Annotated in this window: 9 protein-coding genes and 2 pseudogenes; 5 read left to right on the forward strand and 6 right to left on the reverse strand. The window is 66.5% G+C overall.

The features are described from left to right. Positions 1-14 precede the first annotated feature (14 nt). The gene (locus N8I84_RS41710; protein WP_263235209.1) at positions 15-554 is read right to left on the reverse strand and encodes a hypothetical protein; all 540 of its coding nucleotides are present in this window, start codon (positions 552-554) and stop codon (positions 15-17) included. Positions 555-808: 254 nt separating this feature from the next. Between N8I84_RS41710 and N8I84_RS41715 the strand changes: the two genes are divergently transcribed. Further along, complete coding sequence (locus tag N8I84_RS41715) at positions 809-1,522, forward strand: hypothetical protein (RefSeq protein ID WP_263235211.1); 714 nt, start codon at positions 809-811, stop codon at positions 1,520-1,522. 332 nt (positions 1,523-1,854) lie between these two features. On the opposite strand, the gene N8I84_RS41720 is transcribed toward N8I84_RS41715, so the two are convergent. Then, on the reverse strand, positions 1,855-1,992 hold the full coding sequence (locus N8I84_RS41720) for a hypothetical protein (RefSeq protein WP_263235504.1): 138 nt from the start codon (positions 1,990-1,992) through the stop codon (positions 1,855-1,857). Between N8I84_RS41720 and N8I84_RS41725 the strand changes: the two are divergent. The 3 genes and pseudogenes from N8I84_RS41725 to N8I84_RS41735 form a co-directional block, all read left to right on the forward strand. Next, positions 1,964-2,218: pseudogene (locus tag N8I84_RS41725) on the forward strand (DUF6879 family protein); the annotation flags it as partial. The gene N8I84_RS41720 and the pseudogene N8I84_RS41725 overlap by 29 nt on opposite strands. Before the next feature lie 12 nt (positions 2,219-2,230). Beyond that, a pseudogene (locus N8I84_RS41730) lies at positions 2,231-3,081 on the forward strand (helix-turn-helix domain-containing protein). Between the two features lie 446 nt (positions 3,082-3,527). Next, positions 3,528-4,160, forward strand: a complete 633-nt coding sequence (locus tag N8I84_RS41735; protein ID WP_263235213.1) for a hypothetical protein — start codon at positions 3,528-3,530, stop codon at positions 4,158-4,160. Positions 4,161-4,802: 642 nt separating this feature from the next. Here N8I84_RS41735 and N8I84_RS41740 read toward each other — a convergent pair. Together N8I84_RS41740 and N8I84_RS41745 are read right to left on the reverse strand one after the other, a co-directional pair. Continuing rightward, positions 4,803-5,177, reverse strand: coding sequence for a PIN domain-containing protein (locus tag N8I84_RS41740; protein WP_263235214.1), 375 nt, complete (start codon positions 5,175-5,177; stop codon positions 4,803-4,805). Beyond that, complete coding sequence (locus tag N8I84_RS41745; protein ID WP_263235215.1) at positions 5,174-5,428, reverse strand: hypothetical protein; 255 nt, start codon at positions 5,426-5,428, stop codon at positions 5,174-5,176. Before N8I84_RS41745 ends, N8I84_RS41740 begins: the two co-directional genes overlap by 4 nt. 250 nt (positions 5,429-5,678) lie before the next feature. Here N8I84_RS41745 and N8I84_RS41750 point away from each other — a divergent pair, with 250 nt between their 5' ends. Beyond that, positions 5,679-6,242 (forward strand): DinB family protein, encoded by a 564-nt coding sequence (locus N8I84_RS41750; RefSeq protein WP_263235217.1) that lies wholly within the window; start codon positions 5,679-5,681, stop codon positions 6,240-6,242. Between the two features lie 1,003 nt (positions 6,243-7,245). Here N8I84_RS41750 and N8I84_RS43370 read toward each other — a convergent pair. Both N8I84_RS43370 and dnaE read right to left on the reverse strand, forming a co-directional pair. Continuing rightward, positions 7,246-7,674, reverse strand: coding sequence for a DUF6300 family protein (locus tag N8I84_RS43370; protein WP_390899093.1), 429 nt, complete (start codon positions 7,672-7,674; stop codon positions 7,246-7,248). After that, positions 7,656-11,258 (reverse strand): DNA polymerase III subunit alpha, encoded by a 3,603-nt coding sequence (dnaE, locus tag N8I84_RS41755; protein WP_263235219.1) that lies wholly within the window; start codon positions 11,256-11,258, stop codon positions 7,656-7,658. The genes N8I84_RS43370 and dnaE overlap by 19 nt, the downstream gene beginning before the upstream one ends. Positions 11,259-12,489: the final 1,231 nt, after the last annotated feature.

Below are 12,489 nucleotides of genomic sequence, written 5' to 3' on the forward strand. Positions count from 1 at the left end.
CAGGCTGCCGGAGGTTACCGGTCGCCGCGGCGCCTCCAGAGACGCCGTCGTGGGACCGGGTGGAGCTCGCCGCGCACCGCGTTTCCGAAGTCGGCCGCAGCTGCTTCGAGGTGCTGCGGGTCGCGCGACTCGTGGTAGCTAAAGACGGCCGTCAAGAGTCTGTCGGTGGCTGCGACCACTTCCCTGCTGGGGTGTCGCTGGAGCGGAGCTGCGGCAGCTACGACAGCTTCGAGCTTCGGTGTGATGCCGGCCGAGGCGGTCCTCGACTGGTGTCGCTCGTGGGCCAGGAACCAGCCTGCGCCACCGAGGGCGGCGGCGATCTCCCGGCGGTCGGAGCCCCTGACGAACGAGGCGGGGGCGAGTCCGGTCACCGCCGCCAGGAGGAAGGTGCGCGCCTGCTCCTTCCAGCCGCGCCATAGGACATGGTCAGCCTCGATGGCCGCCCGGAGTCCGGCGACGGCGAGCAGCATTGCGTCGAACTGAGCCCCGAGAGCGTCGCGTTCGGCTTTGGCATCGGCGCGGGCAGCCGCGCTGGAGTTGATACGGGCGGTCAATCCGGCACCGAGTGCGACGGACGCGAGGGTACCGCCTATGCCGATGAGGCTGTTGATGTCGAGTGCACGTCCACACACTTGCGTTCGCGGTGTCGGCCGTCTGGGCCGTTGCAGAGCCGTGACGGCCCAGGGGCTCCGCAGTGACCTTGTGGGTTGGTCGATTTGCCCCTCCAGGGCGCACGGTTTCACGGCTGGTCTCTAATAGTCGCGATAGGGCTTCCCTTGAACGTAGTTGGGGTGGAACATGCGCAGTCATGAGTGAGATGCGCAGGGTGGGGGCTGCGGTCGTTGGGCTGGCCGCGGTGCTGTTGGTTGGGGGCTGCGGGGGCGGCTCAGAGACACAGGACGCAACGGCGAGTGCCTCGCCGTCTGACGAGGTGACGTACGCGGTCGTGCCAACGGACTCCGCGACGGCGGATGAAAGCACGGACGTGGAGTATGCGCCCGGTCCTGAGGGTGAGATCGACCGGAAGGCAGATGAGGAGGGGTGGACGTACGACAGTCTGTACTCGTCCGCGAGCGAGTACGTACAGGACATCTGCGACTCGCTGCCGGTGTCGGCGAAAGATGGCGCGTCACGTCCACAGTGGCTAGCGGAGAGCGGGAACATGGACGGCGACGGGGTCAAAATCCTCGAGTTTGGGGTGCCGAAGCTGTGCCCGAAGTGGACGTCCACGGTGAGGCAGGCGGCGTCCGGGCATTACGAGCGGTGGCTATCGGGGGGCGAGTATGAGGTGACGACCAACCCGAAGCCATACGACCCGTCGTCCGATTCGGACGTACAGGAGATCGCCCCGGGTACATACCGTGCGATCGGGCACTTCTCGGAGTGCTATTGGGAGCGGACGTCGCGGTCTGGGGACATCATCGAGAACAAGTTCGTGACGCAGGCGACGACGCTGACGGTCACGCTGCGGGCTGGGGAGTTGTTCAAGAACGAGTGCGGGACGTTCAAGCCTGTGGGGTGACGTCGATCTTCAATGGGAGAGTCGGGCTGCGCCCTCTCGAGAGCGCGTGGGTGCCCATGCCCCTTGGGAGGACTCCTCAGCTACCGTGAATGGTACTGCGACATGCCCGGCGAGCTGTGGGGCGATGGCGGCCGGGATCCCCAGGCCCGCTCGGTGACCAGTGCACCGAGCACGTCGCCCAGCCTCATCGGGGCGCGCCCGTCCCGCCGGACCGGTGTCCTGGCGTGGGGCTTCGGCTTTGCCGCGCGGCCGCCGTTCTTGCGGGCCGTTTCCTTCGCGGCGCGGAGTGCGGCGGGACAAGTCGACGCCGCTGAGCTGCGTGTTCTGGAGCATCAGGCCACCTTCTTGGCGAGCTCCTGGACCAGGTGGCGGGCGCACACGCTGCGGGTAGGCAGAGCCTCACGGCCGCACGGGACATCGCCGTCGCGGCCCGAGCAGATCGCGGCCACGGGCGAGGACGCGCGGAACATGTGGCGCGAGGATGCCGACCGGCTCCGGCTGCCCGCAGAGGACTTCTGGATCTTCGACAGCTGCTTGGTCGCGGTGCTCCGCTTCGACGACGAGGACGCCTTCCATGACGTCGAGGTCATCACCGAGCCTGCGGAAGTCCTGCGCTACTGCCAGGTGCGTGACGCCGCCGTGCACGCGTCCGTGCCTTACGACCAGTTCGCGGCGCAGCTCGGCGCGAAGGGCTAGTGAACGGTACCAGTGAGCACGGATTTCCAGCAGGCGAGGGAAGCTCTCGGGGCACGGCTGAGGGAGCTGCGCTTCTCAGCCCCTGGGGGCCGGCTCACCGGTACGCAGCTCGCCCAGCGGCTCGGCTGGCCGCACTCCAAGGTCTACAAGCTGGAGAACGGCCAGCAGACCGCCACGCCGGAAGATCTGCGGGCGTGGGCCGAAGGCATCGGCAGCCGGAGGTCTTCGACGAACTCGACGCCCGGCTCAGGGGCTTCGAGTCCCACATCCGCTCATGGCGTCGTCAGCTCGCCGCAGGCCACCGGCCGGTACAGGACAGCTGGAACGCCCAGGTCACGCAGGCCGCCACCATCTACGCATGGGAGGAGGCTGTCGTACCGGGTATGTTGCAGACGGCCGACTACGCCCGTTACATCTTCCTGCGGTACGCCAACCTCCAGAACTCGGTGCCCGACACCGATGCCGCTGTCCGGGCGCGGATGAAGCGCCAGGAGTGGCTGTACCAGGCGGGTCGAAAGCTTCACGCCCTGGTCTGGGAGGCCGCGCTGCACGCGCTCGTCTGCCCGCCATCCGTGCTCGCCAGCCAGCTCGACCGCCTGGCAGGGATCATCGGCATGGACACCGTGGAACTCGGCATCATCCCCCTCGGAGCATCCCTGAAGATCCCCACCGCCAACGGCTTCTGGATCTTCGACGACCGGCTGGTGATCGCCGAAGACTGGCACGCGGAGCTGTGGCTGGACGACTCAGACAGCGTCGCCGCCTACACACGCGTGTGGCACACGCTCCAAGAGTCCGCCGTGTACGGGAACGACGCCCACAACGTGATCAACGCGGCCCGGCGGGCGCTCAGGGAACGCTGACAGCTAGGCCCGTCGCGCCACTCGATCAGCCTCGGCCACCAGCGGGATTGCCAAGTCGGAGGACTGGGATCGGAACGATGGCGCCGAGACGCCCCTGATCGAGTGGCGTGGCCAGCGACGCCGTGAGAAGGCCCGGACGCCATGCCACGTTTAGGCGCCCGGGTCGGCCTTCGTCTTGCGAGCAGGGGCAGACCCGTCACGGGGGGAAACGAGCCTGCCCCTGCACGCTGGCGCCCGCGTGCCTCCCCGGAGGCAGGCGCCTCGACCCAACCGGGTCACTCTCTCCAGCGCCGCATGCGGCCAGAGTGTCACGGGTGGCAGATCACGGTTGTTAGATCAACACCTCTGTGCAGTGCAGTACTTACATGCGTCACAACCACTGGGCTGCGTCACAAATTCTCGACGAGGGACTCGCTGAACCTCCTACTGACAGCTACATTCGCGCCGTGCTCCTCAACCTCAAGGCGCGAGCAATGGCCCGCGCGGAACGCAGACTCGCCCAGTTCATGGAGCCCGGCGAGGCCGTCCTGGCGGTCGACATCTGCCAAACCGGCTCTGACCTGCTCCAAATCTTGAGCGGCCGAGGCCCGCGAGTCCACGTTGCCTTGTCCGACAGGGCGCTGTACCTCGTACAGCGCGGTGGCGTAACAGACCGGCTCCCGCTCAGTGAAATCTCTGATGTGGACTTCAAGGAGCGGCCGGATCCGAATGATCTCGTCGCCATTGCGGTCTATGCGGCTGATCGACGAGCACGGCTCGTCACCATCAGCCTCTGGGACGGTAGGACGTTCGGCTTCCTGCCGGTGGGGCGGAACGCGGTGGCCACGTTTGGACCCGGGCTGAAAGCGCGTGTGCCGGACCGGACCGTGGCAGAGCACCGCGTCGAACTTGGGGACGGACGCGGCGTAAGAGTAGTGCAGCTACGAGGCAGGCCGGGCAGCATCGGCTTCGACTGGGACTTCGTTACAGACGACGGCGTGGACGTCCGCAGGGAACCTCTCCGAACAGTCTTCGACCAGAAGATGCGAGAGCTGATGCGTGCGGCCGGCGATCCAAACGCCGATGTGGCCAGGCCATAGCGGCCCCTCGGCATGCCGTCGCTGGAGGTAACCGAGGACAGATACGCGGCATACGCTGGCGGCGGCCCCCAATGGGCGGACGTACCAGACGGCCGCCCTAGGGATGTTTCCCGTGGACCTCGTAGTTCGGGGAGTCGTTTGCTCCGTCGGTGCAGCCCTCCATCTATGTGGCCCGATCGGCGACGTCGTCGGGCGTCTGCTCGACCGCACTGTTCGTGGACCGAGGCCTGTGAAGGGGTGCCCCATCCAGTGCATTTCATAAGACGGTCGGTGGTATTGGTGATGCCGTCGCTACACCGCGGATCTTCCGGCGGCGACTTGTAGCCGCGGCGATCGCCGCTCCGGTGTCAAAAGCGTTCCAGTAGACCTCTTCACGCGATGCCGAGCAGCCCACCGCTGCGAGCATGCCCACCGACGCCAGCGTGGCGCCAACAAGGAATCGCTTCACAGTCCCCCCTTACGGCAGAGGGACGTAGCGCGCGATATGACGCACAGTGAATACTTGAGCACCGCCGGAGAGCACGGCGTCAGCAACCGTCTACACGTCCCGCAGCAGCCCGTCATGCGTCGCCGTGGCATTCTCCATATCCGCCATCCTGACAACCGTCGGTGGCCGGCGCTGCGGGCTCGCCGGCTCGAAGGTCATGCCGGGTTCAAGGGAGTGATGCCGGTGCCCGCGTACAGCTCGGGTTCCAGCGACAGGACAGTGAGTGATTCCCCCGCCTTCACCGCCTGCCAGGCGATCGCCGCCGCATGCGCCACCGGCCAGTCGACGTTTGTCCACTCCATCGCATCCACCGCGTGCGCCGCGGTGAACGGCACGTTCTCCGCGAACCGCAGGGACGCCGCGTGCTTGCCCGCACCGGCGACCTGCCGTTCGGCGGCCAGCATGGACAGCGACGGGATGATGACCCGGCCCGTACCACGCGAGGCCTCGATATAGAGGCCAGTGAGGAAGGGATCCGCACGGAACAGGGCGGCCAGAGCAGTGTGGTCCAGGACGGCCGTCAGGTTCATGCGGCGGCGCCGCCCTGATGGGCGCGGATCTTCGCCCAGGCGTCCTGGCCGGCCTGCTGGACCTGCTCGGTGTACTCGATACCGAGCTCGCGGGCGGCCTCCCGGGCGCGCTGCTCCCGTTCGGCAGCCGTGAGCTCCCGGGTGGCGAGGTCCTCCAGCAGCTCCGTGATGGTAGTGCCGCGCTCCTCCGCGAGGATGCGCAGCCGATCGCGCACTTCCTCGCTGGTTTTGATGCTCGTCGGCTTGCTCATAGAGCCGATTCTACCGCCGGTAGACATGGTGGGGATCAGGTCTTCGAGCGCATTGAGACTGAGTCCTCGAGCTGGCCCTTGAGCGCGTTTGTTGGCCCGGCTGAGCGTCGAGAGTGGCCCGTAGGGCAGCGGTTGCCTTCCTCACCTGCGGGTTTTCGCGGGAGCTGGTACGAGAAGCTGCTCTGCAGAGCTGTGCTGGGGGTATGGAGTCATCGGCCCGTACACCTGTCGTTTTATGTAGCGTGCGGAAATGACAAGAAGCGAGCGACTCGCGGATCAGCTGGACTGGTACTGGCGCAAGAACCTGCGGCCACGGCTGGAGGGTCTTACCGACGAGGAGTACTTCTGGGAGCCGGTACGCGGCTGCTGGAGCATCCGCCCACGTGGCACGTCGGCCGCACCGATGTCGGCAGGTTCTGGGGATTGGACGATGGACTCCGCGTCCCCTGCCCCGGTGCCGGCGCCGGTGACCACGATTGCCTGGCGGCTGGCGCACATCATCGTCTCGTGCCTGGGCTATCGGGTCGGAAGGTACTTCGGCGGCCAGGACGTCGACTCCGAGACATTCGCCTACGCGGGGACCGCTGACGAGGCGCTAAAACAGCTCGATGAGATGTATGGGAGATGGAACGCGGGGGTCCGCGAGCTCTCGGACGCTGATCTGGAGAATCCGCCCACGGTGGGTCCCGAGCGGTTTCCCATGGAGAACAGGATCCTGCACGTCAACAGGGAGCTGATCCATCACGGCGCCGAGATTTCCCTGCTGCGCGACCTCTACCGCTGGCAGGACGGAGCCGTACCGCGCCGAATATGACTTTCCGGTAACCGGCGATCGAGCTTCGGAAACCTACGTGGACTCCGTGACGCTCCGTGGCTGCGAGCTTCAGTTCTCAGACGGGCCAACAGCGGCGCTCATGGGCCAGCTGACGCGCTCAGTCTCACGCATGTGGTCGGGTAGCCGGCGGCCTACCGCAGGCGGCGCCCGGATGGCGGGGCGACCTCAAGACAGCATGGCTCCCCCACCGGCCTCGGGGCGAACCCCACGGCGCTGGTGCGGACGTGGACGCATCCCCGCGGGTGCGGGGAGCAGTCGGTGATCTCACCGCGGGGAATGATCAGCCGGGGACCATCCCCGCGGGTGCGGGGAGCAGTCCGCTGCCTTCGCCAGGTCCTGGTTCCAGGCGGGACCATCCCCGCGGGTGCGCGGAGCAGGACTTCGTGTCTCAGGACGAGCTGCGGGCCATGGGACCATCCCCGCGGCTGCGGGGAGCAGGGCACCACGACCACGATCACGGGTGACACTGCGGGACCATCCCCGCGGGTGCGGGGAGCAGCGGATGTTGAAGGGCCACGACAGCCAGTGGGTGGGACTCCCCGCGGGTGCGGGGAGCAGACCAGGGCGACGATCTGGGCGCCGGTCAGGTAGGGACCATCCCCGCGGGTGCGGGGAGCAGGTGAGGGTGAACGCGGTGGCTGCTATCCGACGGGGACCATACCCGCGGGTGCGGGGAGCAGATCTCCAACGTCAACACCCCCCTCGGTGGGCAGGGACCATCCCCGCGGGTGCAGGGAGCAGTGGAAGCTCTCCGAGGCGTCCGGAAGCTTCACGGGACCATCCCCGCGGGTGCGGGGAGCAGCCGGTCCGCGCGTACACCGTGTCGATGACCGGGGGACCATCCCCGCGGGTGCGGGGAGCAGACTTGCTGACCTGGGGGTTTATGACCGCTGGTCATGGAAGTTGAGCACTTCCATAGAATCCGGCATCTAGTGCGTACCGAGCCTATCGGGCGTTCGGCTGGTCATTGGCTTCTAAGAGGTCACGGCACCGAGAGCCTGGGCCGGAGGCAGCAGCCGACACGCTCTTCGAATGGCCAGAGGTTGCCGCGTTGCCACTGTCCATGCTCGTTGGCGAGAAGGTCGAGATCGACATATTCCTGGCGTAAGGACTCGACCCACGCTGCTGCCAAACCTGCGAAGGATTCGAAGTCGGTCGCGTCGAGCTTGTCGTAGACCGTAAGGAGCTGTGACAGGGCTTCGGTCTCCCTCTTCCCCCGGTCGCAGACCGAGCACAGTGTGCTCTCGCGCAGGCCTTCGATTCTTTGGCCATTGCCGTTTGTCCATGAGTGTGGGAATCGGACTAGGAGGAGGGTTGGTCCGTCGCATCGTGTGCAAGGCGGAGGGATGTCGACCCGTAGGTGGATCTCCTCGTTGCTGGCGTTTGGAGCGTTCACGCAATGCCTTGCCATGCGTCGGGTCCGAATGATCCTTTGATGTCGGAGGCGATCGTCGTGGCGTTCACGGTGGCCTGCAAGCGGTAGACGATCGTCTTCTGTACTCCGCGAACCGAGAGGTGGACCGGGTTCTCGCCGGGGTGAGCCCCCACGATGCGCCGGAGTTCCTTGACTGCGGGCTGATTGATGCGGTGGTAGGGCAGCGTGAGCGCGACGGGTGCCGCGCTGGTGCGTTCTGCTGAGGTGACGTCGAGTACCTGCAGTTCCTGTCCGAAGATGCTGATCGTGCCGTCTCGGTCGTTGATGCGGCCCTGGACGGACACCACGCTGTCTTCGACCAGGGCGCCTGCGACGAGCTGGTACGTGGCGGGGAAGAAGAGGACTTCGATTGTGCCGTCTCGGTCGGCAAGGTTGACGATCGCCCAGTTGTTGCCCTGCTTGGTCATCTTTAGCTGTACGCCGGTGATCAGGCCCGACAGGCGCACGATGCCCTCGGTGTGGCCGGAGGACAGTAGGTCGACGATCGTGGTGTCGCGGTTGGCGGCGAGGATGTTCTCGGTGCCGTCCAGTGGGTGGGCGGAGACGTACATGCCAAGCATCTCGCGCTCGGTGGACAGGAGCTGCTTGCGCGGCCACTCCTCCTCACCGATCTTCATGTCGAGAGCGAACCCGGAGTCCTTGGCGCCGCCGTCGGCGCCGCCCATGCCGGCGAACAGATCGTCCTGCCCGTACGCGGCGGCCTTCTTCAGCGGGACGACCGCGTCGACTGCCATCTCATGCACGGCTGCCAGGCCCTTGCGAGTGTGTCCGAGGGAGTCGAACGCGCCGGCCTTGATGAGTGAGTCGATGGCCCGCTTGTTCAGCGCGGGCAGGTCGACCTTGTCGAGGAAGTCCTGGAACGAGGTGAACTTCCCCTTGGACTTGCGTGCGGTGATGATCGCCTCGATCACGTTCTCGCCGACATTGCGCACCGAGAGCAGGCCGAAGCGGACGTCGTCACCGACGGCCGCGAACTCGGCCAGGGATTCGTTGACGTCGGGCGCAAGGACGGTGACGCCGAGCTTGCGGGCGTCGGCCAGGTAGACGCCGGCCTTGTCCTTGTCATCGCCGACGGAAGTGAGCAGGGCGGCCATGTACTCGGCCGGGTAGTTTGCCTTCAGGTACGCGGTCCAGTAGGAGACGAGCCCGTATCCGGCGGTGTGGGACTTGTTGAAGGCGTAGCCGGAGAACGGGAGCATGACGTCCCAGATCGCCTTGGTGGCTTCTTCCGAGTAGCCGTTGCCGGTCATACCGGTGTGGAAGTTCTTCCACTCGGCGGCCAGGACCTCGGGCTTCTTCTTGCCCATCGCGCGGCGCAGCATGTCGGCGCCGCCGAGGGTGTACCCGGCGAGGGTCCGGGCGATGGCCATGATCTGCTCTTGGAAGATGAGCAGGTGGTGGGTGCTGCCCAGGATCGGGTCGAGGACTTCCTTCAGTTCCGGGTGGATGGGGTCGGGGTCCTGCTTGCCGTTCTGCCGCAGTGCGTAGTTGGTGTGGGCGTTGGCGGCCATCGGGCCGGGCCGGTACAGCGCCAGGGCTGCCGCGATGTCCTCGAATCGGGTCGGCTCCATCAGCTTGAGGAGGGCGCGCATGCCGCCGCCGTCGAGCTGGAACACGCCGAAGGTGTCGCCTCGGCCCAGCAGTTCGAAGGTCCTCTTGTCATCCAGGGGGATGACGATGGTGTCCTTGTCGCCGTTCAGCGGGTCGACGGTGACGAGCTTGACGCCACGGTTCTCCCGGATGTTTTGGAGGGCGTGGTCGATGACGCCCAGGTTCCGCAGCCCCAGGAAGTCCATCTTGATCAGACCCATGGCTTCGCATGACGGATAGTCGAAGCCGGTGATCTTCACGCCGTCGGAGGCCCGCATGTGCAGCGGGATGCGGTCGGTCAGCTTGGTCTTGGACAGGATCACTGCGGCCGCGTGGACGCCGGTGCCTCGAGTCAGGCCCTCGACACCTTTGGCGGTGTCGATGACCTTCTTCACGTCCGGCTCGTTCTCGTACATCTGCCGGATCTCGCCGGCCTCCCCGTAGCGCGGGTGCTCCGCGTCGAAGATGCCGTCGAGCGGGATCGACTTGCCCATGATGTCCGGCGGCAGTGCCTTCGTGATGCGCTCACCGTGAGAGAAGGGGTAGCCGAGGATCCGGGAGGAATCCTTGATCGCGTTCTTGGCCTTGATCTTGCCGAACGTGTTCACCATGGCGGTGTACTCGTCGCCGTACTTCTCGGTGACGTAACGCACCATCTTGTCGCGCTGGCGGTCGTCGAAGTCGAGGTCGACATCTGGCGGGTTGATGCGTTCGGGGTTGAGGAACCGCTCGAACAGCAGGCCGTGCTCCAAGGGACACAGCTCGGTGATCCGAGTGGCGTACGCGACGATCGAGCCAGTGGCCGAACCACGACCCGGTCCGACCGGGACCCCGTTGTCGCGCGCGTACTTGCAGATGTCGGCCACGACGAGGAAGTAGGAGGAGAACCCCATGGGGCCGATGACCGACATCTCGATCTCGAAACGCTCCAGCACTTCAGCGGGGATCGGGTCGCCGTAGCGCATAGCGAGCCCCTTCAGGACCTCCTTGCGCAGCCACGACTCCTGCGTCTCCCCCTCCGGAACATCAGGGAACTGCGGCATCTCATCGACGTAATCGAAAACCTCATCGTACGAGCTGACCCGCTCGGCGATCAGCAGCGTGTTGTCGCACGCCTCCGGCAGCTCGGAGAACAAAGACCGCATCTCCTGCGCAGTCTTCAGGTAGTAGCCGCTGCCCTGGAACCGGAACCGCTTCTCATCGGCCTTGTTCTTGCCGACACCGATGCACAGCAGATTGTCGTGCGCGTCAGCCTGGCCCTCGTGGATGTAGTGCGCGTCGTTCGTGGCCAGCAGCGGAATGTTCAGCTCCTTGGCCAGACGCAACAGACCATCCCGAACTTCCCGCTCGATGGACAGCCCGTGATCCATCAGCTCCAAGAAGTAGTTCTCACAGCCAAAGATGTCCTGGTAGGCAGCGGCGGCCTCGCGCGCCTCGTCATACTGGTTCAGCCGCAGCCGGGTCTGGATCGCGCCGGACGGGCAACCGGTCGTCGCGATGATCCCCTCGGCATGCTCGCTGATCAGCTCCATGTCCATACGGGGCTTGCCCGCCGGGAACTGGCCCGTATAGCTGGCTTCCGTCGAGAGATAGAAGAGGTTCCGCAGGCCCTGCGCACCCGTCGCCCACATCGTCATGTGAGTGAAGCGGCCACCGCCGGACACGTCCTTCGAGCCCTCACCGTCGTCCGACATGGCGCGCTGCCCGCCCGGCCCCCAAAACTCTTGCTTGCGGTTACGCCGCGACGACGGGGCAACATACGCCTCGATCCCGATGATCGGCTTGACGCCGTCGAAGCCCTTGGCCACCTGCTGGAACTCATACGCACCGAACATGTTGCCGTGGTCACTCATCGCTACGGCCGGCATGCCCTGCTTCGCGACCTCGGCGAACATCGGCTTGAGCTTCTGAGCACCGTCGAGCATGGAGTATTCGGTGTGGTTGTGCAGGTGAACAAAAGACCGGGACACCGGGCGCGCACCTCCGCGATGGGTCAAGAGGAAGGCCTCAGGCTACTCCTCACCCCCACAGTTCCCGGTCCCTCTCATCCGGTGAACATGCCTAATTTGTAAGGGAGTTAGGAGACCGCATACCCGTCATGCCAGGGCGTTTAGCATCTGCTGAGGGCCATCCATTCGGCGTGTCGGAGCGCACCGACCGCGTCGTTATCGCGGCAGGCGAGACGAGGACCGGCCGCCGGTCGCCTTCGCGGCGTTCCTCGCCGGGCGCCCTGGCGGATGGTTCCGCGTCGTGTTCGTCACCGCGCCGCCCCTGACCGCCGGCGTCATCGCCGCCAACAACGATCAACGTCTCCGCGATGCTCCTCACGTCCGGCTGGAGAGACCTGGGACCATCCCCGCGGGTGCGGGGAACAGGTCATGGTTGGCACCGTATGGCTGGAGTCGATGGGACCATCCCCGCGGGTGCGGGGAGCAGAACGCCACCGGCAACCCGGACGCCGTCGCCACGGGACCATCCCCGCGGGTGCGGGGAGCAGATGCCGTTGCCCACCAGGTGGGCCAGCATCACGGGACCATCCCCGCGGATGCGGGGAGCAGTACGCCCGGCGCGCGTTCAAGGCCGGCGTCGTGGGACCATCCCCGCGGGTGCGGGGAGCAGACGACGGCTCCGTACACCGTGGTGCCGAGCCAGGGACCGTCCCCGCGGGTGCGGGGAGCAGATGCGCAGGACGTCGCCGGGCTCCAGCGCCGGGGGACCATCCCCGCGGGTGCGGGGAGCAGCTGGGCGGGGTCACCGTCTCGTGGGACGGGCAGGGACCATCCCCGCGGGTGCGGGGAGCATCTCCGCTCGCTCCCGCAGCATCCGGGGCGTCAGGGACCATCCCCGCGTGCGCGGTGAGCAGCTCGGCGGCGGCTGGAAACGGATCTCCGGTCTGGGTCCATCCCCGCGTGCGCGGGGAGCAGGTCAAGCCACGCTTCTGGGGCATGGTCAACGAGGGACCATCCCCGCGTGCGCGGGGAGCAGGACCGTGCCGCGCACGCGGCAATGCTCGGAGGGGGACCATCCCCGCGTGCGCGGGGAGCAGCTCGCCCGGTATTCCACCGAATCGGGGATGCCGGGACCATCCCCGCGTGCGCGGGGAGCAGTTCCAGCTCCACGAGACCCAGTGCGCCTACCTGGGACCATCCCCGCGAGCGCGGGGAGCAGCTCACCAACGGCGCCACCCACTCCGCGCAGCAG

The sequence above is a fragment of the Streptomyces cynarae genome, from assembly GCF_025642135.1.
Classification (GTDB): domain Bacteria; phylum Actinomycetota; class Actinomycetes; order Streptomycetales; family Streptomycetaceae; genus Streptomyces; species Streptomyces cynarae.

Coding starts and splice junctions, on each gene's coding strand:
- N8I84_RS41715 (WP_263235211.1), top strand. CDS start 809: ATGAGTGAGATGCGCAGGGTGGGGGCTGCGGTCGTTGGGCTGGCCGCG.
- N8I84_RS41720 (WP_263235504.1), bottom strand. CDS start 1,992: ATGTTCCGCGCGTCCTCGCCCGTGGCCGCGATCTGCTCGGGCCGCGAC.
- N8I84_RS41740 (WP_263235214.1), bottom strand. CDS start 5,177: ATGAACCTGACGGCCGTCCTGGACCACACTGCTCTGGCCGCCCTGTTC.
- N8I84_RS41745 (WP_263235215.1), bottom strand. CDS start 5,428: ATGAGCAAGCCGACGAGCATCAAAACCAGCGAGGAAGTGCGCGATCGG.
- N8I84_RS41750 (WP_263235217.1), top strand. CDS start 5,679: ATGACAAGAAGCGAGCGACTCGCGGATCAGCTGGACTGGTACTGGCGC.
- N8I84_RS43370 (WP_390899093.1), bottom strand. CDS start 7,674: ATGGCAAGGCATTGCGTGAACGCTCCAAACGCCAGCAACGAGGAGATC.